This window comes from Streptomyces sp. NPDC048142, assembly GCF_043202835.1.
Lineage (GTDB): Bacteria > Actinomycetota > Actinomycetes > Streptomycetales > Streptomycetaceae > Streptomyces.
In genome coordinates this window covers 180,215-202,057 of record NZ_JBIDBC010000008.1, presented here as the reverse complement: position 1 = coordinate 202,057, position 21,843 = coordinate 180,215, and the positions used below count along the sequence as shown (strand labels likewise).

The 21,843-nt window shown below is 72.4% G+C and carries 19 protein-coding genes and 1 other RNA gene; 15 read left to right on the top strand and 5 right to left on the bottom strand.

Annotated features, from left to right (window positions below; translation table 11 throughout):
- The first annotated feature begins 17 nt into the window (after positions 1 to 17).
- Entirely contained in the window at positions 18 to 506 is a 489-nt protein-coding gene (gene smpB / locus ACGF2Y_RS13705; protein ID WP_030589153.1) for an SsrA-binding protein SmpB, read from the top strand.
- 157 nt (positions 507 to 663) lie between these two features.
- Positions 664 to 1,050: a transfer-messenger RNA gene (ssrA, locus tag ACGF2Y_RS13700) on the top strand.
- A gap of 100 nt (positions 1,051 to 1,150) precedes the next feature.
- Here ssrA and ACGF2Y_RS13695 read toward each other — a convergent pair.
- Complete coding sequence (locus ACGF2Y_RS13695) at positions 1,151 to 2,920, bottom strand: phosphotransferase (protein WP_392946098.1); 1,770 nt, start codon at positions 2,918 to 2,920, stop codon at positions 1,151 to 1,153.
- Positions 2,921 to 2,985: 65 nt separating this feature from the next.
- Positions 2,986 to 4,521: an MFS transporter gene (locus ACGF2Y_RS13690; RefSeq protein WP_392946096.1), complete on the bottom strand. Its 1,536-nt coding sequence runs from the start codon at positions 4,519 to 4,521 to the stop codon at positions 2,986 to 2,988.
- Positions 4,522 to 4,624: 103 nt separating this feature from the next.
- Here ACGF2Y_RS13690 and ACGF2Y_RS13685 point away from each other — a divergent pair, with 103 nt between their 5' ends.
- From ACGF2Y_RS13685 to ACGF2Y_RS13670, 4 genes are all read left to right on the top strand, one after another.
- Positions 4,625 to 5,596, top strand: a complete 972-nt coding sequence (locus tag ACGF2Y_RS13685; protein ID WP_392946094.1) for a LysR family transcriptional regulator — start codon at positions 4,625 to 4,627, stop codon at positions 5,594 to 5,596.
- 337 nt (positions 5,597 to 5,933) lie between these two features.
- Positions 5,934 to 7,265 (top strand): nitrate/nitrite transporter, encoded by a 1,332-nt coding sequence (locus tag ACGF2Y_RS13680; protein ID WP_392946092.1) that lies wholly within the window; start codon positions 5,934 to 5,936, stop codon positions 7,263 to 7,265.
- Between the two features lie 142 nt (positions 7,266 to 7,407).
- Positions 7,408 to 8,550 (top strand): uroporphyrinogen-III synthase, encoded by a 1,143-nt coding sequence (locus ACGF2Y_RS13675; RefSeq protein ID WP_392946090.1) that lies wholly within the window; start codon positions 7,408 to 7,410, stop codon positions 8,548 to 8,550.
- A gap of 45 nt (positions 8,551 to 8,595) precedes the next feature.
- On the top strand, positions 8,596 to 9,279 hold the full coding sequence (locus tag ACGF2Y_RS13670) for a GNAT family N-acetyltransferase (RefSeq protein WP_392946088.1): 684 nt from the start codon (positions 8,596 to 8,598) through the stop codon (positions 9,277 to 9,279).
- On the opposite strand, the gene ACGF2Y_RS13665 is transcribed toward ACGF2Y_RS13670, so the two are convergent.
- Positions 9,212 to 9,901, bottom strand: coding sequence for a GNAT family N-acetyltransferase (locus ACGF2Y_RS13665; RefSeq protein WP_392946208.1), 690 nt, complete (start codon positions 9,899 to 9,901; stop codon positions 9,212 to 9,214). The two genes, ACGF2Y_RS13670 and ACGF2Y_RS13665, sit on opposite strands and share 68 nt — an antisense overlap.
- A 143-nt stretch (positions 9,902 to 10,044) precedes the next feature.
- Here ACGF2Y_RS13665 and ACGF2Y_RS13660 point away from each other — a divergent pair, with 143 nt between their 5' ends.
- The 6 genes from ACGF2Y_RS13660 to ACGF2Y_RS13635 all read left to right on the top strand — a co-directional run bounded on the left by ACGF2Y_RS13660 (position 10,045) and on the right by ACGF2Y_RS13635 (position 17,614).
- A complete protein-coding gene (locus ACGF2Y_RS13660; RefSeq protein WP_392946086.1) occupies positions 10,045 to 10,758 on the top strand; it encodes a CGNR zinc finger domain-containing protein in 714 nt (237 codons plus the stop codon).
- A 65-nt stretch (positions 10,759 to 10,823) separates the two neighbouring features.
- On the top strand, positions 10,824 to 11,411 hold the full coding sequence (locus tag ACGF2Y_RS13655; RefSeq protein ID WP_392946084.1) for a sigma-70 family RNA polymerase sigma factor: 588 nt from the start codon (positions 10,824 to 10,826) through the stop codon (positions 11,409 to 11,411).
- Positions 11,408 to 12,385, top strand: coding sequence for an anti-sigma factor family protein (locus ACGF2Y_RS13650; protein ID WP_392946082.1), 978 nt, complete (start codon positions 11,408 to 11,410; stop codon positions 12,383 to 12,385). The genes ACGF2Y_RS13655 and ACGF2Y_RS13650 overlap by 4 nt, the downstream gene beginning before the upstream one ends.
- A 212-nt stretch (positions 12,386 to 12,597) precedes the next feature.
- Complete coding sequence (locus ACGF2Y_RS13645; RefSeq protein WP_392946081.1) at positions 12,598 to 14,979, top strand: HelD family protein; 2,382 nt, start codon at positions 12,598 to 12,600, stop codon at positions 14,977 to 14,979.
- 540 nt (positions 14,980 to 15,519) lie between these two features.
- On the top strand, positions 15,520 to 16,956 hold the full coding sequence (locus ACGF2Y_RS13640) for an NAD-dependent malic enzyme (RefSeq protein ID WP_392946079.1): 1,437 nt from the start codon (positions 15,520 to 15,522) through the stop codon (positions 16,954 to 16,956).
- Between the two features lie 376 nt (positions 16,957 to 17,332).
- Complete coding sequence (locus ACGF2Y_RS13635; protein ID WP_003968811.1) at positions 17,333 to 17,614, top strand: HU family DNA-binding protein; 282 nt, start codon at positions 17,333 to 17,335, stop codon at positions 17,612 to 17,614.
- Between the two features lie 135 nt (positions 17,615 to 17,749).
- Here ACGF2Y_RS13635 and ACGF2Y_RS13630 read toward each other — a convergent pair whose 3' ends face one another.
- Positions 17,750 to 18,232, bottom strand: a complete 483-nt coding sequence (locus ACGF2Y_RS13630) for a DUF2000 family protein (RefSeq protein WP_392946077.1) — start codon at positions 18,230 to 18,232, stop codon at positions 17,750 to 17,752.
- A gap of 52 nt (positions 18,233 to 18,284) precedes the next feature.
- Between ACGF2Y_RS13630 and ACGF2Y_RS13625 the strand changes: the two genes are divergently transcribed.
- Positions 18,285 to 19,127, top strand: coding sequence for a helix-turn-helix domain-containing protein (locus tag ACGF2Y_RS13625; protein ID WP_392946205.1), 843 nt, complete (start codon positions 18,285 to 18,287; stop codon positions 19,125 to 19,127).
- A gap of 98 nt (positions 19,128 to 19,225) precedes the next feature.
- Here ACGF2Y_RS13625 and murA read toward each other — a convergent pair whose 3' ends face one another.
- Positions 19,226 to 20,566 carry a UDP-N-acetylglucosamine 1-carboxyvinyltransferase gene (murA, locus tag ACGF2Y_RS13620; RefSeq protein WP_356563440.1) on the bottom strand — a complete coding sequence of 447 codons (1,341 nt, stop codon included), beginning with the start codon at positions 20,564 to 20,566 and terminating at the stop codon, positions 19,226 to 19,228.
- 287 nt (positions 20,567 to 20,853) lie between these two features.
- On the opposite strand from murA, the gene ACGF2Y_RS13615 reads away from it, so the two are divergent.
- Together ACGF2Y_RS13615 and ACGF2Y_RS13610 are read left to right on the top strand one after the other, a co-directional pair.
- Positions 20,854 to 21,414 (top strand): YqgE/AlgH family protein, encoded by a 561-nt coding sequence (locus tag ACGF2Y_RS13615; protein ID WP_392946074.1) that lies wholly within the window; start codon positions 20,854 to 20,856, stop codon positions 21,412 to 21,414.
- Between the two features lie 30 nt (positions 21,415 to 21,444).
- Complete coding sequence (locus ACGF2Y_RS13610) at positions 21,445 to 21,741, top strand: DUF3039 domain-containing protein (RefSeq protein WP_006124925.1); 297 nt, start codon at positions 21,445 to 21,447, stop codon at positions 21,739 to 21,741.
- Positions 21,742 to 21,843 lie beyond the last annotated feature (102 nt).

Below are 21,843 nucleotides of genomic sequence, written 5' to 3'. Positions count from 1 at the left end.
GCGAAAATGACCGCACTATGGCGAAGGAAAAAGACACCGGGCGCAAGATGGTCGCGCAGAACAAGAAGGCGCGGCACGACTACACGATCCTCGACACCTATGAGTGCGGCCTCGTTCTCATGGGGACGGAGGTCAAGTCCCTGCGCATGGGACGGGCCTCCCTGGTCGACGGCTTCGTCCAGATCGACGACCACGAGGCCTGGCTCCACAACATCCACGTACCGGAGTACGTCCAGGGCACCTGGACCAACCACGCGGCCAAGCGGAAGCGCAAGCTGCTGCTGCACCGGGCCGAGATCGACAAGCTGGAGTCGAAGTCCCAGGAGAGCGGCCACACGATCGTGCCGCTCGCGCTGTACTTCAAGGACGGCCGGGTCAAGGTCGAGATCGCGCTCGCGAAGGGCAAGAAGGAGTACGACAAGCGGCAGACGCTCCGCGAGAAGCAGGACACGCGGGAGACGAACCGCGCCATCTCGGCGGCCCGCCGGCGGCAGCGCAGCGCCTGAGCGGGGGCTGCCCGGGGCCTGTACGGGTACTGTCCGGGCGGGGCCGGTGTCCGGGCAGGAATACGGTGGCATCGTCCGGCGTTGGTCACGTACGATGGGCCGTGCACCACAGCGAAGGTGCGCGTTTTGAACTGTTGTAAATTAAATACAGCAACATGGGGATGATCGGTTTCGACAGCGGATGTCGAAGCAGGGGAAGCGAGTCGAGGAAGCGGCAATGATCTCGTAAACCATATGTCGCAAACAATAATCGCCAATTCCAAGCGCGATTCCTCCGCCTTCGCCCTCGCTGCCTAATTAGCAGCTAGCGAAGACTCTGCGGAGTGTCAGCCCGGGGGTGATCCCGACCCGGATCCTGGCATCAACTAGGGATCTAAACTTCTCGGCCCGGCCACGGGGCCGAGAAGGAAATCAAACAGTGGCTGGGCCTGTCGGAGGCTTGTTCGTGTGACCTCCGGGGCCGAGAAAAGCGCAGCGAACTGCACTCGGAGAAGCCCTGGTTCCGCACCGTTGGACGCGGGTTCGATTCCCGCCATCTCCACCACCCCATGTAAGCCTCCGCCTCGCGAGTTCACTCGCGGGGCGGAGGCTTTTCCCATGTCCGGACGTTTCCCCTGTCCAGGCGTATGCCAGGGCGGGACGGGTCAGGGTTCCAGTACGGGGTCGGCGAGGGCGGCGATGCCTTTGCAGTCGCCGGACGCGGTGTCGAGGGTGACGCGCAGTCGCAGTACGCCGTCGACCGGTACGTCGAAGGTCCGCTCCTTGCCCAGGGACAGGGTTCCGGACTCCAGGATCTTTCCGTCGCCCAGGAACGTCAGCTTTCCCTGCGACTGGGGCGAGTCGTCCGTGATGCCGCCGGTGAACCGGAGGGAGGACCAGGCGCGTTCCAGGTTGTATTCGGTGACCTTGGTCCTGCTGTAACACGGCAGGCGCGTGGTCATCGCCGTTTCGAATTCCCGGGTGTTCAGGACGGATGGTTCGGTGTCCCACGAGGAGCCGTCCACCGGCGTCAGCGCCGTCAAGGACTGCGGTTCCCTCGCGGCGGTCTCCGAAGAGTCCGAAGAGTCCGAAGAGGCTGTCGCGTCCGGGGCGCCGGACGGGTCGGCCGTCGGTGTCCCGGGCGATTCCGACGGGGTGCCGGGCTCGGTGCTCGGCCCTGCCGCGGGGCTCTCGGTGGCCGTACGGGTCACCTCCGGGCCCTTGCCGGAGGCGGTGTCGCTGTCGTCGTCACCGGAGGCCAGCCGGGAGCCCAGGACTGCGCCGACCACCAGCAGCGTCACGGCAGCCGCCGCGCCCAGCGGCAGCAGGTACTTCCGGCGGGGGCGCCCGGGGTCCGGCGCTGGCACGGCCGCCGGCGGTTGCGTCGGTGATCCCGGTGATCCCGGTGGTGTCTGCGGGGCGACGTAATGCGGGCGCGCGGAGGAAGCGGCCCCGGGCGGCAGGGCCCCGGGCGACGCGGCCCCCGGCGGCGGGGATGTGGGCGGGGGAGGGGCGGTGACGGTGCGGGCGCGGGACGTCGTCGTGACCACCGCCGGGCGCAACTGCCGCACCCAGCCGGTCAGCGACTCGGGCCGGCGGCCGGGGTCGGCGTCGTACAGCGCGAGCAGGGTGCCCCGGCGCTCGGGCGGCAGGCCGGTGACCTCCGGCAGCGTGGTGAACCGCTCGCGCAGCTGCTCGGGGGCCGTGGGCGGGCTCTCACCGCTGAGCAGGAAATAGGCGATGGCGCCGAACGCGTACCGGTCCGCAGCCGGGGAACGTACGCCCTCGTGCACCTCCGGTGCCGCGAACCCGGGGGTGAACCAGACCTCGGCCGTGCGGTGTTCGGGGGCGAGCTTGCTCAGTCCGAAGTCGACCAGGGTGGCCTGTCCGTCGGCGTCGACCATCACATTGCCGGGCGACAGGTCGCCGTGCACCACCACGCGGCCCGACGGGGTGGCGCTCCCCGAGTGCAGCCGGTCCAGCACCTCGGCCAGCTGCTCCAGGCAGCGCACGGCCTCGCGCCGCTCGGCGGGGGTCTCCAGAGTGCGTTCGGCCCGCCAGTCCCGCAGGTCCAGGCCCTCCACATGGTTCATCACCAGGTACAGGCAGCGGCCGGTGCTCTCCTCGGACCGGCCCGCGGGGTGCGGGGGCGGGCCCTCGAAGTGCTCCCGCACCCCGATCACGCCGACCCGGTGCACGAAGCGGAGCAGCTCAGCCTGGTCGCTCCACGCGGCGCTGATCCGGGCGAAGCCCTCGGCCGTCATGGTGGTGCGGGTGTCCAGGACCTTCACCACGACGGGCTCGGCCTCCCCGGACAGCTCCAGATCGGCGAGGTAGAGCACCGCCTCCCCGCCGCGTCCGATGGACCGCCGCAGCCGGTAGCGGTCCGGGGCCGAATCCGGTCCGACGCGCAGACCTCCGGTCGTGGTTGCCATGCGAGAAGTCCCCCCGGTACGCGTGAGCAGCGGCCTGATCAGCCTCTCCCAGTCATCGGCCCAGGTCAACTCCCCTTGGGAGCGGTCGTATTGACCGGTGGCCGGTCCCGGGGGGTGCGGGGCGAAGCCGCCCGAGCCGCCCCCGCGCCCGCGACGGCCAGGGCGAGGGCCGCCGCGGACATCGGGGCCGCGTAGCCGGGGACCGTGCCCGCGTGCTCGACCAGCCAGCCGCCGGCCGCCGCCCCGGCCGCGACCCCGCCCAGCAGCGCGGTCACCGAGAGCGTCATGCCCTCGTTCAGCTGCTCCGGGCGCGTGGCCCGCTGGACCAGCGTCATGCCCGTGACCATGGTCGGCGCGGTCGCCGCCCCCGCCAGCAGCAGGCAGAGCGCCAGGACCGGCAGGGCGGCGGACCCGGCGGCGGCCAGCAGCGGCAGGGACATCAGCGCCGTCATCCCGGCCAGGCACAGCAGCAGCCGGAGGCGGACGTTCCGGGCTGGCCGCAGTGAACCGTAGACCAGGCCCGCCGCGCACGACCCCGCCGCCTGCAGCGCCAGCATCGCGCCCCCGGCATGCGCGATGGAGACCACCTCCAGCGCCCCGAACACCGCCCCCGTCGCGAGGAAGACCGCCAGCAGCGCGGGCATTCCCGGCGTGCGCAGCGGCGAGACGACCGTCTTCTTACGGGGGGTGACGGGCGGCTCCGTGGCGCGCTGGGCGGCGAAGACCAGGACGCCGGTCATCAGGAGCCCGGCCCCCACCACCGTCCCCGCCTCCGGGAACAGCGCCCCGCAGAGCGTCGCGGCCAGCACCGGGCCCAGCATGAAGCACAACTCGTCGGCGGCCTGCTCGAAGGAGTTCGCGGTGTGCAGGGCCGCCGGGTCACCCCGGTGCAGACGCGCCCAGCGGGCCCGCGACATCCCGCCGGTGTTCGGGGTCGTCGCGGTCGCGGCGTACGCGGCGAACAGCGTCCAGGCCGGGGCCTCGTGGTGCACGCAGAGCACCAGGGCCAGCGACCCGAGCACGGCGAGCGCGGTGGCGGGCACCGCGACGCGCGCCTGCCCGAAGCGGTCCACGAGCCGGGCGGTGAAGGGCGCGACGACCGCCGTCGCGGCCAGGCCGGTCGCGGTGACGGCCCCGGCCAGGGCGTACGAGCCCCGGGAACCGGCGATCATGATGATCGCGCTGACGCCGAGCATCCCCATCGGCAGCCGGGCGATCAGGCTGCCCGCCGTGAACGCACGGGCCCCGGGCGTCGCCAGCAGCCGGAGGTACGGGTTCGAGGACCGTCGTCGCCCGGCGCTCCCGGTGCGCCCAGTGCTCCCGGTGCTCCCGGGCGCGGAGCGCGGGGCCGCGACCAGCTGGCCGCCGGAGACGGCGAAGAGGGGGGTGGAGGAGCGGGGCGGCGGGTCGGCCCGGACCGGGCGGGCGGACGGGACGGGCCGGGCCGGGGCGGTACGGCGCGACGGGGCAGGCCGGGCCGGGGCGGCGGAACGGGACGGGACCGGGCGGGCGGCGGTCTCCGGACGGGCAGAGGCTTCCGGGCGGGGAGTGGTCTCCGGACGGGCAGCGGTTTCGGGGCGGGCGACGGGGGATATCGGCATACGGCCAGGCTGGCCGTGCCCTGCCGTCCGGGTCCAACACCTCTTCCGCGCCGATTCACGCGACCGTGTTGTGAATCGGGTCGCGCGCTGTAGATTTCGTGGCGTGCCTCCCGCCGACACCGACCCCCGTCTGCTGCGCGCCTTCCTCGCCGTCGCCGACGAACTGCACTTCACGCGGGCCGCCGCCCGCCTCTTCGTCGCGCAGCAGGCGCTGAGCCGGGACGTCCGGCGGCTGGAGCGTGCGCTCGGCGCGGAGCTGTTCGTCCGCACGACCCGGCAGGTCACGCTCACCCCGGACGGCGAACGCCTGCTGCCGTACGCCCGCCGGGTGCTCGACGCGCACGCCGAGCTGGCGGGGGCCTTCAGCGGCGCACCCGCCCGGCCGCTGCTCGTCGACCTGAACAGCGACGGGGCGACCGCCGCCCGGGTGCTGGCGCGGGCCCGCGAGCTGCTGCCGGAGTGCGAGCTGATGGCCCGCTTCGAGTCCGGGCTCACCTGGGCCGCCGCCGAGATCCTGGCCGGGCGGCTCGACGCCTCCTTCGGCCGGGCCGCCGGACTGGCCCCCGCGGTGCGCGCGGGTCTTTCCGTGTACCCCGTGCGGTACGAGCCGATGGCCCTGATGCTGCCCGCCTCCCATCCTCTCGCCGCGCGGGAGGCCGTCGCCCTGGCCGAGCTGTCCGGAGAGACCGTCTACGCGGGGGCCGGCAACGAGCGGACGCGGGAGTGGACCGACCTGGCCGCGCTGCTGTTCGCCGAGTGGGACATCACCATGGCCCCACCCGTTCCGCTCGCCGTGGGCGTGGCCGAATTCCAGCGGGTCATTTCGAAGGCGGGACACCCCGTACTCGCCGTCGTCGACTTCCCGCCGCTGCCCGGCACGGTGCTGCGCCCGCTGGTCGATCCGGTTCCGCTCTCGCCGCTCGTGCTGGTCTGGCGCACCGGCCTGAACCACCCCGGCACAGACGCGTTGCGGAACGCTGCCGACCAGTTGGCACGTGCCGAGGGGTGGCTGGTCCCGCCGTCCGGCTGCTGGCTTCCGGAGGGTGACCGGGCACTGATGCGCAACCGTTCCTGATCAACCCGGTCAGGGGCGCTCGGACGTCGACACCGTGCGCCACGCTCTGCGACCGGCTCCGGCGGACAGCAAGAGCAGTAGACGGCAGATGAGCGCAGACGGCAAGAGAGCGTAGGCGGCAGATGAGCGTAGACAGCAAGAGGCAGGCAGCAAGAGGCAGACGACAGACGGCAGGCGGTGGACAGCACATGGTGGACGGCGGACGGCACCGCATCTCACCGGGCCGGAAACCGCCCGGTGAGAGCAAGGTTGCGCACCGGTCACCTCGCGGCACCAGGCCGAAACGAGGGTTCCCTAGCGTCGGGGACAACACCCCGACCCCCTGTGGAGGCGCGTGATGGCAGGCCGTTGGATCGAGACGTGGGAGCCGGAGGACGAGACGTTCTGGCGGGAGAAGGGCGAACGCATCGCCCGCCGCAACCTGTGGTTCTCCGTGCTCTCCGAGCACATCGGGTTCTCCATCTGGACCCTGTGGTCGGTGATGGTCCTGTTCATGGGACCCGAATACGGCATCGACCCGGCCGGGAAGTTCTTCCTCATCTCGACCGCCACCCTCGTCGGCGCACTGGTGCGGGTGCCGTACACCTTCGCCGTCGCCCGGTTCGGCGGCCGAAACTGGACGATCTTCAGCGCGGCGAGCCTGCTCGTCCCGACGCTGGCCGCGTTCTGGGTGATGGAGCCCGGGACCTCGTACGCCACCTTCGTCGCGGTCGCGGCGCTCACCGGGATCGGCGGCGGCAACTTCGCCTCGTCGATGACCAACATCAACGCCTTCTTCCCGCTGCGCAAGAAGGGCTGGGCGCTCGGCCTGAACGCGGGCGGCGGCAACGTCGGCGTTCCCGTCGTCCAGCTCATCGGCCTGCTCGTCATCGGCACACTGGGGGCCTCGCACCCCCGGATCGTCCTCGGCGTGTACATCCCGCTGATCGTCCTGGCCGCCGTGAGCGCCGCCCTGTACATGGACAACCTCCGGCCCGTGAAGAACGACACCGGGGCAGCGCTGGAAGCCGCCCGAGACCCGCACACCTGGATCATGTCGGTCCTCTACATCGGAACCTTCGGCTCGTTCATCGGCTACAGCTTCGCCTTCGGCCTGGTGCTCCAGACCCAGTTCGGCCGGACTCCGCTCCAGGCCGCCTCGCTCACCTTCATCGGCCCGCTGCTGGGCTCCCTGATCCGGCCCGTCGGCGGCAAACTCGCCGACCGGTACGGCGGTGCGCGGATCACCCTGGTCACCTTCGCCGCGATGGCCGCCGCCACCGGCGTCGTCATCCAGGCCTCGGGGAGCGCGTCGCTGCCCGTCTTCCTCACCGGCTTCACCGGCCTGTTCGTCCTGACGGGCCTCGGCAACGGATCGACGTACAAGATGATCCCCGGCATCTTCCACACCAAGGCCCTCGCCCGGGGCCTCGACGGCGAGGCGGCCGCCGCCCACGGACGGCGGCTGTCCGGGGCGGCCATGGGCCTCATCGGTGCCGTCGGCGCGCTCGGCGGCCTGGCCATCAACCTCGCCTTCCGCCAGTCCTTCCAGGCCTCCGGCACCGGAACCGCGGCCTTCTGGTCCTTCCTCGCCTTCTACGGTGTGTGTTTCACCCTCACCTGGGCGGTATACCTTCGCCGCCCGGCACCCGTGCCCGCGCGGGCCCAGCTCGGCTACGCGGAGGTGTGAGGGGAGCCCATGGGCGACATCCCGGCGTCGTGTGACGTAACGGCCGGGAAATACGGAGGAACCGAGCCTGACACGCACCGTTGACAGGCTCGGGCCTCCGCACATCGCGTACGAGCGGGAACACGGGAGCCGGGAACACGCCATGCAGGACGACGACACAACGCACGGCCCCCTCGCGGGCTTCACCGTCGGGGTGACCGCGGCCCGTCGCGCCGAGGAGCTCGGCACCCTCCTCAAACGCCGCGGGGCCGCCGTCCTGCACGCCCCCGCCCTGCGGATCGTGCAGCTCGCCGACGACAGCGAACTCCTCGCCGCCACCAAGGAACTGATCGGCCACGCCCCCGACATCGCGGTCGCCACCACCGCGATCGGCTTCCGCGGCTGGATCGAGGCCGCCGACGGCTGGGGCATCGGCGACGCCCTTCTGAGGACGCTGAGCGGGGTCGAGCTTCTCGCCCGGGGCCCCAAGGTCAAGGGCGCCATCCGGGCCGCCGGGCTGACCGAGACCTGGTCGCCCGGGTCCGAATCGATGGCCGAGGTCCTCGACCGGCTCCTCGCCGAAGGCGTGGACGGCCGCCGGGTCGCCCTCCAGCTGCACGGAGAAGCGCTGCCCGGCTTCGTCGAGTCGCTGACGGCCGCGGGCGCCGACGTCGTCGTCGTCCCCGTCTACCGCTGGATGCCGCCGCAGGACATCGCCCCGCTCGACCGGATGCTCGACGTCACCGCCGCCCGGGGCCTGGACGCGATCACCTTCACCAGCGCGCCCGCCGCCGCCTCGTTCCTGGGCCGCGCCGAGACCCGCGGACTGCTTCCCGAGGTCCTCGGCGCCCTGCGCGACGACGTGCTGGTCGCCTGCGTCGGACCGGTCACCGCCCTTCCGCTCCAGGCCCGGGGCATCGCCACCCTCCAGCCGGAACGCTTCCGGCTCGGCCCCCTCGTCCAGCTGATGTGCGCCCACCTCCCTCGCGCCGCGCGCGTCCTGCCCGTCGCCGGCCACCGGGTCGAGATCCGGGGGCACGCCGTCCTCGTCGACGACGAGCTGCGCGCGGTGCCGCCCGCGGGCATGGCGCTCCTGCACGCGCTGGCCCGCCGCCCCGGCTGGGTGGTGGCCCGCGCCGACCTGCTGCGGGCGCTGCCCGGCAGCGGCAGCGACGAGCACGCGGTGGAGACGGCGATGGCCCGGCTGCGCACGGCGCTGGGCCTGCCCCGGCTGATCCAGACGGTCGTCAAGCGCGGCTACCGGCTGGCGCTGGACCCGACGGCGGACACGAAGTACGGCCGCTGAGGGGGCCGTAGGGGGCAGCCGAAGCGTCCCGGCTAGCGTGACCGGATGACCGATCACCTCCGCCGGCCCGCCCCGGACGCGTCCCGCCTGCCCGCCCCGGACGTCTCCCGCCTTCCTGCACCGGATGTGGCCTTCCGGCCCGCCGCGGACGCGGCCTCCCGGGCTGTCCCGGACCTGTCCCACCGGCTCGCCCCGGGCGTGACCTTCCGGCCCGCCGTGATCGCCGACGCGCCTTCCTTCGCCGCGACCCTCACCCGCAACCGCGCGTACCTGCGCCGCTGGGAACCCGTACGCCCCGAGTCCTTCTACACCGTCGAGGGCCAGGCCGCCCGGCTCACCGCGCTGCTGGCCGACCGGGACGCCGGGCGGGCCATGCCCTGGGTGCTCGCGGACGCCGACGACCGGGTGATCGGCGCCTTCACGCTCTCCGGCGTCGAGCGGGGCCCCTTCCGTAACGCCCGCCTCGGCTACTGGGTCGACGAGGGCCATACCGGACGCGGGCTGGCCACCGCCGCCGTCGGTGCGGTCTGCGAGGCGGCCCGCGACCGGCTGGGCCTGCACCGCGTCGAGGCGGCGACCGTCACCGACAACGCCCCTTCCCAACGGGTGCTCGCCAAGGCCGGGTTCGAGCGGATCGGCACCGCGCCGGGTTATCTGCACATCAGCGGCCGCTGGCGCGACCACCACCTGTTCCAGCGGCTTCTGCACGACGACGCTCCGGCCGCCTGAGCGTCGCTTCCTCGGTCGCGGGAGCCTCGCGCACATGCACATGGCCGTCCAGCGGATAGTCGGGCGGCAGCGCCGGGATCACGCGGGCCAGCGGGTATCCGCACCTCTCCGCCACCCGGCACGAGGCCTCGTTGTCCACCTGGTGGAGCAACTCCAGCCGTCTCAGGCCCTGTTCGGCGAAGTGTGTGAACGCCCAGTCGGTCAGCGCCGTCAGCGCCCGTGACGCCACGCCCCGGCCGCGCGCCTGGGCCGTCGTCCAATAGCCCACCTCGGCGCAGTCGCTCACCGGATCCGGCCGCTTCAGCACGACGTTGCCGAGCGGTTCGCCGTCCCGACCGGCCTCCCGCCCGCCGTCCCGACCGGCCTCCCGCCCGCCGTCCCGACCGGCCTCCCGCCCGCTCTCGGTCACGGCGAAGGCGAAGCGGGTGCCCGCCGCCCACTCCGTGCGCCGCGACTCCAGCCAGCGGGCCGCCCCGTCCGCTCCGTGCACCTGGGTGGCCAGCCACCGCCGCATCGCCGGATCGGCGTACGCCCGCAGCAGCGCCGGCAGATCATCCTCGCGCCAGGGGCGCATCAGCAGGCCGCCGGAGGTGAGCGTGACGTTTCCGTCGCCCCGGTCCATGGGTGCCTCCCCCTCGTGATCCATGGCCGCAACGGTACGGGGGCGGGTCCGCACCCCACGTGGCGGCGGGGGTTCCGGCCGGGCCCCGACAGGGGCACTCTGGGGGTGGCCGTTCCACCGGCGACCGAGGCGGTGACAGGAGCATGGCAGCGGGCAGAGGTACGCGCAGGTGGCGGTTTGACGCGGGCAGGATCTGCCTCGACCTGGTGGCCACGGAGCGGGCGGGCGGGGTCCCCGGGACCTGCGAACAGCTCGACGGGCCCGAGCGCCTGGCCCAGTGGCTGACCGACGCCCGGCTCGTCCCGCCGGCCACCGCACTGACGGCGCTGGACGACACCTGGGTGACCCGCTTCCACGAACTGCGCACCGCCACAAGGCGTCTGATGGTGGCTCAACTCGGCGGACCCGAAGCCGGCGGCGCGCTGGAGCGGATCAACTCCCTGGCCTCCGGGGCGCCTCCGGGGCCCCGCGCGGTGCGCGGCGCGGACGGTGGCCTGGTACGGGCCCTGAGCGCCGCACCCGACTGCGCGGGGCTCCTCGCCGTCGTCGCCCGGGACGCGGTGGACCTGCTCACCGACCCGGTCGCGCGGGCGGCCCTGCGCCGCTGCCAGGGCGAGGCCTGCCACCGCCTCTACCTGGACACCTCACGCGGCGGGCGGCGGCGCTGGTGCTCCGGCGAGGTCTGCGGCAACCGCGAACGGGTCGCCCGGCACCGGCGCAGGACCACGGGGGCACCGGACGTCTACGGTCCCGGCGTCTACGGTCCCGACGCGTACGGACCGTACGTATCCGGTCCGGACGCGTACGGTCCGGATACGTCCGGTCCGGAGAAAGAAATTTCGCCCGGCGTTGAATGAACCGGCCTCCGTCCCCGTACCGATGGTCGAAGAGTTCGATTCAGGGTCTCGACCGGGAGGTTCGGTTGCGCAAGGATGCGGCCGTGGCCGATGACCGTCCGCACAGGGCCCGACATCGCGGTGAGCCGCCCCCGTCCCCCTCCGGGATACCGGACGAGGAGCTGATGCGGGCGCTGTACCGCGAACATGCCGGGCCGCTCCTCGCGTACGTGCTCCGACTCGTCGCGGGCGACCGCCAGCGGGCCGAGGACGTGGTGCAGGAGACGCTCATCCGTGCCTGGAAGAACGCCGGCCGGCTCAACCGGGCCACCGGCTCCGTCCGCCCCTGGCTGGTGACGGTCGCCCGGCGCATCGTCATCGACGGCCACCGCAGCCGGCAGGCCCGGCCGCGCGAGGTCGACCCGTCGCCGCTGGAGGTCATTCCCGCGGAGGACGAGATCGACAAGGCGCTGTGGCTGATGACGCTCTCGGACGCGCTCGAAGACCTGACCCCCGCGCACCGGGAAGCACTGGTCGAGACCTACTTCAAGGGACGTACGGTCAATGAGGCCGCCGAAGTCCTCGGGGTCCCCAGCGGGACCGTGCGGTCCCGGGTGTTCTACGCACTCCGTTCGATGAAGCTCGCACTCGAAGAGAGGGGGATCACGGCATGAGCGACCAGCAGAGGCAGCCGTTCGGGCCCCGGCCTCCCGGCCCCCGCGCGCCGTCCGGTCCCCCGAATCCCCCGTACACCGCGGGCCCCGCCCACCCCTCGGGGACCGCGCACCGCTCCGGCCCCGGGCACCCCGGCGGACCCGGCGGATCCGGTGCCCCCGGCGGACCCGGCGGCCGGGGCGAGCCGTTCGGTGTGCCGCCCGAAGGGCCCGAGCACGACGCGGCAGCCGCGTATGTCCTCGGCATCCTCGACGACGCGCAGGCGAGCGCCTTCGAGGCCCACCTCGCGGGCTGCGCCCGGTGCGCCGCGCACCTCGACGAGTTCGCCGCGATGGAGCCGATGCTCGCGCTGCTCTCCGATGCGCCCGCCGCCGTGCCCGGGGCCCGTCCCGTGCCGCACGTGCCCGAGCGGCCCGCGCCCCGGCTGCTCGGCGGGCTGATGGAGGAGGTCGCGCACAAGCGGCACCGCCGCACCCGGCGCAGCCGGTATCTGGTCGCCGCGGCCGCCGCCCTGATCATCGGCGGCCCCGTCGCCGCCTTCGCGGTCACGGCGGGCGACGACGACCGCGGCGGCGGGCCGGTGACCGCCGGCGATCCGCGTCCCACCGGCCCGGCCGAGGACGACTCCTTCCAGCACATGACAGAGAAGGTCTCGGCGACCGACCCCGTCACCCGGGTCGCCGCGACCGTCGGCATGGAGGAGAAGGGCTGGGGCACCCACACGGTCCTGGAGCTGAAGAACGTCCAGGGACCGCAGAAGTGCCGTCTGATCGCCGTCTCCAGGACCGGTGAGGAGGAGGTCGTCACCTCCTGGTCGGTCCCGCAGTGGGGATACGGCATCGAGGGCGCCACGAACCCGGCGGTGAAGTCCCCGCTGTACGTGCACGGCGGGGCGGCGATGGACCGGAAGGACATCGACCGCTTCGAGGTGCGGACCTTCGACGGGGAGCGGCTGGTGAAGATCGGGGCCTGAACCACGCCCCGCCGCGTTCCCCTGCGCCCCGCCGTGTCCCCCCTGTGCCCCTCCGCCGTCCCCTCTGCCCCTCCACCGCCCCTTGTGCCCCGCCGCGTCCCCCCGTACCCCGCCCGGTGCGACGCGCGATCGGGATACGGGGGGCAGGTGCGCTCGGGGCCCCCTTCGCATAGGGTTGACGGCTGCCCAGTGCACGTCAGAAGGGGGCCTCGGTGGCCGCGCAGGATGCCGCTGTCGAATCGCTGCGGGACCGGGAAATCGGTGTCGAGCAGGAGCATCTCGACCGTGTTTATCACCGCCTCGAAGAGAAGATCGACGAGGCGGAATTCCTTATGAACGACGCCGTCAAGCGCGGCCAGGTCGGTACCCCCGGCGCGCTCGCGGAGCGGGACGCCCAGGTGTTCCGGGCGGGGATCCACCTCAATCGGCTGAACAGCGAGTTCGAGGACTTCCTCTTCGGGAGGATCGACCTGCTGCTCGGCAAGGACGGGGAGCGTGGCCCGGACGGCGCGTACACCTCCGTCGAACCGGCCGACGACACCGTCCGGGAGGACGCCACCGCCGACATCGCGGAGACGCTCCACATCGGCCGGATCGGGGTCCTGGGCTCCGACTACACCCCGCTGGTGATCGACTGGCGGGCCCCGGCCGCCGCCCCGTTCTACCGCTCCACCCCGAAGGAGCCGGGCCGCGTCGTACGCCGCCGGGTCATCCGCTCCAAGGGCCGCAAGGTCCTCGGGGTCGAGGACGACCTGATGCGCCCGGAGCTGACGGCGTACCTGGACGGCGAGAAGCTGCCGGTGATCGGGGACGGCGCGCTGATGGCGGCGCTCGGCCAGGCCCGCAGCCACACCATGCGGGACATCGTCTCCTCCATCCAGGCCGAACAGGACCTGGTCATCCGGGCCCCCGCCGCCTCCGTCACCGAGGTCACCGGCGGCCCCGGCACCGGCAAGACCGCCGTCGCCCTGCACCGGGCGGCGTATCTGCTCTACCAGGACCGGCGGCGGTACGCGGGCGGCATCCTGATCGTCTCGCCCACCCCGCTCCTGGTCGCGTACACCGAAGGGGTGCTGCCCTCGCTCGGCGAGGAGGGCCAGGTCGCGATCCGCGCGGTCGGCTCGCTGTCCGACGAGGCGGCGGGAGTCCAGGGTGCGACCACTTACGACGAACCGGCCGTGGCCCGGATCAAGGGCTCCTCCCGGATGCTCCACGTGCTGCGCAAGGCCGCCCGGGGCGCGCTGGAACAGGGCCGGCCCGCGGCGCCACGTGAGGAGGCGGGCCAGCTCGCCTTCGGCGAGGAGCCCGAACAGGGCGGTGGAGCGCCGACCCCGAACCGGCTGCGCGTCGTCGCGTTCGGGGCCCGGGTCGAGCTGGAGGCCGACGAACTCCAGCGCATCCGGCACAACGCCCTGGGCGGCACCGCCCCGGTCAACCTGCTGCGCCCGCGCGCCCGCAAGCTGCTGCTGGACGCCCTGTGGAACAGGTCCTCCGGGCGCGGCCGGTACACCGACCCGCAGCTGGTGGCGGAGCTGCGCTCCTCGTTCGACGAGGACGTCTCCACCGAGACCCCGTTCCTGGAGTTCCTCGACGCCTGGTGGCCGGAGCTGACGCCGCGCCGGGTGCTGGCGGCGATGGCCGACGAGCGGCGGCTGAGCCGCTGGTCCCGGCGCATCCTCAACCAGGGCGAGGCACGCCGACTGGCCCGGTCGCTGAAGCGTCTCGACGCGGACGGCAACGGTCCGCTCTCCGTCCACGACGTGGCCCTCCTGGACGAGCTCCAGGCGCTGCTGGGCACCCCGAACCGGCCCAGGCGCAAGCGCGAGGCGGGCCCGCTGGACCAGCTCTCGGGTCTGGAGGAGCTGATGCCGCAGCGCGAGGAGACCCAGTGGGAGCGGGCCGAGCGGCTCGCGGCGGAGCGTACCGAGTACGCCCACGTCATCGTCGACGAGGCGCAGGACCTCACCCCGATGCAGTGGCGCATGGTCGGCCGCCGGGGCCGGCACGCCACCTGGACGATCGTCGGCGACCCGGCCCAGTCCTCCTGGTCCGACCCGGACGAGGCGGCCGCCGCCCGGGACGAGGCGCTCGGCTCCCGGCCGCGCCGTCGCTTCACCCTCACCGTCAACTACCGCAACCCGGCGGAGATCGCGGAGCTGGCCGCGAAGGTGCTGGCGCTGGCGATGCCCGGCATGGAGTCACCGGCCGCGGTCCGCTCGACCGGGGTGGTGCCCCGCTTCGAGCCGGTACGCGAGGGGGACCTGGCCGCCACGGTCCGCGAAGAGGCCGCGCGGCTGCTCGCGGAGGTGGACGGCACGGTCGGCGTGGTCGTCGCGATGAACCGGCGCGCCCAGGCCCGCGAGTGGCTCGCGGAGCTGGGGGAGCGGGTGGTGACGCTGGGCAGCCTGGAGGCCAAGGGCCTGGAGTACGACGCCACGGTGGTCGTCTCGCCCGCGGAGATCGCGGACGAGTCCCCGGCGGGTCTTCGGGTGCTGTACGTGGCGCTGACCCGGGCGACGCAGCAGCTCACGGTGGTCTCGGGGGAGCGGGACCTGCCGGACGAGGACGGGGTGCCGGACCTGCTGAGGGACTGACACGCGGTCGGCCGGGGCCCGTCCCCGGCCCACCGGGCCGTGGCCGGCCGGTGGGCCGGAGTGAGTGGCCGGAGCGGTGGTCGGAGCGGGTTTCGCGAGTCAACCCGTCGCACAGGAATCACTTCTCGGGGGTGTTTGTTACCTTGGTACTGGCACCGGCTCGATCCAAGCCCCCGGGCCCAACCTTCGTCGCTTCGAGCGACCACTTGCCGCGAGGCGAGCATGGCGGGCCGGTGCCACCCAAGTGAAGAAACAGACAGACCCGCGTCACCTGCTGGTGGCGCGGGTCTGTTCTTGTTCACGGGCCGCCCTGTTTTCGTTCATGGGCCTCCCGGTCTCGTGCATGGGCCTCCCGGCCGGGTTCGGGTCCCCCTTGGGGGTTCCGCCGAACGGGTAGTTTCTCGTATGGTGGAAACTGCTTTCCGAAAGGCGGCAGTCATTACCGGCTACCAGTCGGTAGGTGCGACGATCGGGAAGCGTGACCGGAACGAGCGTTCCGGATGCGCGGCAATGAAGCTAAGGAAAGCGAAGGACTCGGCCATGGCAACGGCGCCCAGCGTCTCGTACTCGATGACGGTCAGGCTGGAGGTGCCCGCGAGCGGCACCGCGGTCTCCCAGCTCACTACGGCCGTCGAGTCCTCCGGGGGGTCGGTCACCGGCCTCGACGTGACCGCCTCCGGCCACGAGAAGCTGCGGATCGACGTCACCATCGCCGCCACTTCCACCTCGCACGCGGACGAGATCGTCGAAGGTCTGCGCGACATCGAGGGCGTCGTGCTGGGCAAGGTCTCCGACCGTACGTTCCTCATGCACCTCGGCGGCAAGATCGAGATGGCGTCCAAGCACCCCATCCGCAACCGTGACGACCTGTCGATGATCTACACCCCCGGCGTGGCCCGGGTCTGCATGGCCATCGCCGAGAACCCCGAGGACGCGCGCCGCCTCACCATCAAGCGCAACTCCGTCGCAGTTGTGACGGACGGCTCCGCGGTGCTCGGCCTCGGCAACATCGGCCCGATGGCCGCGCTGCCCGTCATGGAGGGCAAGGCGGCCCTCTTCAAGCGCTTCGCCGGCATCGACGCCTGGCCGATCTGCCTGGACACCCAGGACCCCGACGCGATCGTCGAGATCGTCAAGGCCATCGCCCCCGGCTTCGCGGGCATCAACCTGGAGGACATCTCCGCGCCGCGCTGCTTCGAGATCGAGGCCCGGCTGCGCGAGGCCCTCGACATCCCCGTCTTCCACGACGACCAGCACGGCACCGCGATCGTCGTGCTGGCCGCCCTCACCAACGCCCTGCGCGTGGTGGGCAAGAGCATCGGGGACGTACGGGTCGTCATGTCCGGCGCGGGAGCGGCCGGTACGGCCATCCTGAAGCTGCTCATCGCCGCGGGCGTCAAGCACGCCGTCGTCGCCGACATCCACGGAGTGGTGGACTCCGGACGCGAGGACCTCGTGGCGGCCGACCCCGACTCTCCGCTGCGCTGGATCGCCGACAACACCAACCCCGAGGGCGTCACCGGCACTCTCAAGCAGGCCGTCGTCGGCGCCGACGTCTTCATCGGCGTCTCCGCCCCGAACGTCCTGAACGGCGACGACGTCGCCGCGATGGCGGACGGCGCGATCGTGTTCGCGCTCGCGAACCCGGACCCCGAGGTCGACCCGGCGATCGCCCGTCAGACGGCGGCGGTCGTCGCCACCGGCCGCTCGGACTTCCCCAACCAGATCAACAACGTGCTGGTCTTCCCGGGTGTTTTCCGCGGTCTGCTGGACGCTCAGTCCCGCACGGTCAACACGGAGATGATGCTCGCCGCGGCCGGCGCGCTGGCCGACGTGGTCGCCGAGGAAGAGATCAACGCGAACTACATCATCCCCTCGGTCTTCAACGACAAGGTCGCGGGCGCGGTCGCCGGAGCCGTCCGGGCCGCCGCGAAGGCCGCCACGGGCACCGGAGCGGTCCCCTCCACCGCCGTCTGACCCCACTGTTCCGGGAGCCCCGAACGGGGTGTCCGCGGGACTCCCCGGGCCGCACCCGCCCGTGCCGTACGGCGCGTCGCGGGTCGCGGCGCCCCAAACGCCCCTTTAGGGTGGGCGGGCAGTGGGCCCTGCGGGGCCCGGCATCCGCTGCGGACCGCTCGGTCAAGTCGACGGAGCGTCACCACGAGCAAACCGTGGCGCTTTTCATTGACCCCGAAGGGTTCCGGATTGGCTTTCCCGCCGCTGGTGGGGGCAGGATGCGTAATCGGGCGAGAGGGTCTGACATCAGACCCGGGTCCGGGGACTGTCAGAGGGCCCTGGCAGCATCGGCTTCGATCTCACGCCTCACAGGCAAGAAGAACACGGGAGTAACAACATGAACCGCAGTGAGCTGGTGGCCGCCCTGGCCGACCGCGCCGAGGTGACTCGCAAGGACGCCGACGCCGTGCTGGCCGCGCTCGCCGAGACCGTCGGTGAGATCGTCGCCAAGGGTGACGAGAAGGTCACCATCCCCGGCTTCCTGACCTTCGAGCGCACCCACCGTGCCGCTCGCACCGCTCGCAACCCGCAGACCGGCGACCCGATCAACATCCCCGCCGGCTACAGCGTGAAGGTCTCCGCGGGCTCGAAGCTCAAGGAAGCCGCCAAGGGCAAGTAACCCTCAACGGCGCAACTAGGGCGGCCACTCCCGACCAGGGGTGGCCGCCCTTGCGTATGCCGGAGGCACATGCGCCCCGCAGGAGCCCTCGCGTCATGCCCGGGGCACCCGGGGGCCCGCGGAGGCGCGGAGCGCTCAGGGGTGCATCCGTGTGCCCTTGAGGGCCTTGTCCACGGCGTTGCGCGGCCCGTACACGGCGAGACCCACCAGGTCGAGCGCGTCCCGCCCCACCGCCCGTACGGCAGCCCGGTTGTCCCGGTCGTTCCCCGTGCCGAACAGGTCCGAGGTGAACACGGCCGTCGCCAGAGACCGGGAGAGCGCCTTCGTGTGCGCGGCGGTCAGGATCTCCTTCGCCCCCTCGAAGACCAGCACGGGCTGCCGCAGCATCGGCAGGTACGCGGTGGCGTCGGCGTCCTCGTAGGGCTCGCCGATCACCTCGGGCGCCGCCGTGCCCAGGCCGCTGACCAGGAAGGCGGTCACGTTCAGGCGCTGCCAGGTCTCCAGGTCGTCGCGGAGCAGCACCGCGATCCTCGTGTCGAAGCGGACGGGAGCGTCCTCGCTCTCCGCGTCCTCTGCGGTCCCGGTGGTCCCGGTGGTCTCTGTTGTCGTGTTTCTCATGGTCCGAGACTGGCCGGTGGCCCCGGCAGGGGTCTTGTACGTTCTTTGCGTGATGCCACGGCAGGAGGACGCGATGCCACGGCAGGAGATCTCGGCCTGGCGTCCGGCGGTCCCGGGCGTCGTGGAGGTCTTCCACGCCCGCTTCACCGAGCACGCCTACCCCATGCACGTGCACGACGCCTGGACGCTACTGATCGTCGACGACGGGGCCGTCCGCTACGACCTGGACCGCCACGAGCGCGGCACCCCGGACGGCACGGTGAGCCTGCTGCCGCCGCAGGTCCCGCACAACGGTTCGCCCGCGACCTCCGGCGGCTTCCGCAAGCGGGTGCTCTACCTGGACATGACCCAGCTCGACGCGAGCCTCATCGGCCCCGCCGTGGACACCCCGGACCTGGCCGACCCCCTGCTGCGCAGCCGCGTCGGCCGGCTCCACACGGTCCTGGCCGACCCGGACGGCGCGCTGGAGGCGGAGAGCCGTCTGGCGTTCGTCGGCGAGCGGCTGCGGGGCCACCTGCGCCCCGCGACAACCCCGGCGGCGGGGGCGGGGCCCCCGGAGCCGCCCCGGGACGTCGCGCGGGACCTGCGCGAGCTCCTGGACGAGCGGCTGTGCGAGGGCGTCACGCTGGCCGAGGCCGCCCGGCTGGTCCACGCGCACCCCACCCATCTCGTACGGGCCTTCAGCGCGGCCTACGCCATCGCGCCGCACCAGTACGTGACGGCCCGCCGTGTCGACCGGGCCCGCCGCCTGCTGCTCGACGGGATGCCGCCCGGCGAGGCGGCGACCGCTGTCGGCTTCCACGACCAGTCCCACCTCACCCGGCACTTCCGGCGGATCGCGGGTACCACCCCGGGCCGGTACGCCCGTTCGAGGGCCGCCCGCGGGGCCTTCTGACGCCCGGCAGCCCGCCGCCCCGGTCCCCCTCAGGAGGGACCGGGGCGGCGGGCTGCTCATGCGGTGCGCAGTGCTGTGTGCGGCAGCACTGTGCGGGGTCAGACCAGCGAACCGCCCGGCAGCTCCACCTTCGCGCCGAGCTTCTCCAGCTTCTCCATGAAGTTCTCGTAACCGCGGTTGATCAGGTCGATGCCGTGCACCCGGGAGGTGCCCTGCGCCGCCAGTGCCGCGATCAGGTACGAGAAGCCGCCGCGCAGGTCGGGGATGACCAGATCGGCGCCCTGGAGCTTCGTCGGTCCCGAGACGACCGCCGAGTGCAGGAAGTTGCGCTGGCCGAAGCGGCAGTCCGAACCGCCCAGGCACTCCCGGTACAGCTGGATGTGTGCGCCCATCTGGTTGAGCGCGGAAGTGAAGCCGAGCCGCGACTCGTACACCGTCTCGTGGACGATCGACAGGCCGGCGGCCTGCGTCAGCGCCACGACCAGCGGCTGCTGCCAGTCGGTCTGGAAGCCGGGGTGCACGTCCGTCTCCAGCGCGATGGCGTTGAGCGCGCCGCCCGGGTGCCAGAAGCGGATGCCCTCGTCGTCGATCTCGAAGGCGCCGCCGACCCGGCGGAAGGTGTTCAGGAAGGTCATCATCGAACGCTGCTGGGCGCCGCGCACATAGATGTTGCCCTCGGTCGCCAGTGCCGCCGACGCCCAGGAGGCCGCCTCCAGACGGTCCGGGAGCGCCCGGTGGGTGTAACCGTCGAGCTTGTCGACACCGGTGATCCGGATGGTCCGGTCGGTGTCCATGGAGATGATCGCGCCCATCTTCTGCAGTACGCAGATGAGGTCCTCGATCTCCGGCTCGACGGCCGCGTTGGACAGCTCGGTGACGCCCTCGGCGAGCACCGCGGTCAGCAGCACCTGCTCGGTGGAGCCCACCGAGGGGTACGGCAGCCGGATCTTGGTGCCGCGCAGCCGCTGCGGGGCCTCCAGATACTGGCCGTCGGCCCGCTTCTCGATGGTCGCGCCGAACTGGCGCAGCACCTCGAAGTGGAAGTCGATCGGCCGGCCGCCGATGTCGCAGCCGCCCAGGCCCGGGATGAAGGCGTGGCCGAGGCGGTGCAGCAGCGGGCCGCAGAACAGGATCGGGATGCGCGACGAACCCGCGTGGGCATCGATGTCGGCGACGTTCGCGGACTCGACGTGCGAGGGGTCGAGGATCAGTTCGCCCGGCTCGTCGCCGGGGCGGACGGTGACGCCGTGCAGCTGCAGCAGTCCCCGGACGACCCGTACGTCACGGATGTCGGGAACATTGCGGAGACGGCTGGGCCCGCTGCCGAGCAGCGCGGCGACCATTGCCTTCGGCACCAGGTTCTTGGCGCCTCGGACGCGGATCTCGCCCTCCAGCGGGGTGCCGCCGTGGACAAGCAGGACATCGTCTGTGCCGGTCATGTATCTCGCGTTCCGGAGTGGTCGGGCAGGGGGCCAACGAAAAGGGTAATGGCCTCCTCCCCCCCTTCCGTAAGGCGAAGGGGGGTGTACGAACGTCATGAATCCGCCACAACACCCTCCGCGCATCGGATCTTGCGGAGGGTTACCGTCCGGATGGCCCACCGCGCCCCCGCGGTTCGGTGCGCTCCCCGTGCCTCCGTGCGCCCTGAGCTGCGCTCGCTCTCCTGAGGGCGGCAGCACGGTCACTCGGCCCCCGCGGAGGGCGAATATGCGGGATCATTCCTGCCATGACCGAGGTGTCCTCGCTCACAGGGCGACTGCTCGTGGCCGCACCCGCCCTCACGGACCCGAATTTCGACCGCGCGGTGGTGCTGCTCCTCGACCACGACGAGGAGGGCTCCCTCGGCGTGGTCCTCAACCGCCCGACCCCGGTCGGCGTCGGCGACATCCTCACGTCCTGGGCCGGCCTGACCGGCGAGCCGGACGTCGTCTTCCAGGGCGGCCCGGTCTCGCTCGACTCGGCGCTCGGCGTGGCGGTGATCCCGGGCGACGAGGGCCCGCTCGGCTGGCGGCGGGTGCACGGGGCGATCGGCCTGGTCGACCTGGAGACCCCGCCGGAGCTGCTCGGCCCCGCCCTGGGTTCGCTGCGGATCTTCGCCGGATACGCGGGCTGGGGCCCCGGTCAACTGGAGGGCGAGCGGGACGAGGGTGCGTGGTACGTGGTCGAGTCGGAGCCCGGTGACGTCTCCTCCCCGCACCCCGAACAGCTCTGGCGTGCGGTGCTCCGCCGCCAGCGAAGCGAACTCGCGATGATCGCCACGTATCCGGACGACCCTTCGCTCAACTGATGCCCGTCTCTTTCAGTACCCTTGGCGGTTATGAGCACTCTTGAGCCCGATCGCGGGGCAGGTACGGGGACCCTCGTCGAACCGACGCCACAGGTGTCGAGGGGCGACGGCGACCACGAGCGCTACGCCCATTACGTCCAGAAGGACAAGATCATGGCGAGCGCCCTGGAGGGCACTCCCGTGGTCGCGCTGTGCGGGAAGGTCTGGGTGCCGGGGCGCGACCCCAAGAAGTACCCCGTCTGTCCCATGTGCAAGGAGATCTACGAGTCCATGGGCGCCGGCGGCGACAAGGACAAGGGCAAGGGCGGCGGCAAGGACAAGAAGTAGGTCCGCTCCTCACGTGGACCCACCCCCCGATCGCCGGTGGGTCTTTGCTGTCAGGCCCCCGGGGCGCGCGACACCGCGCACCCCGGGGGCCTTCTGTCTGCC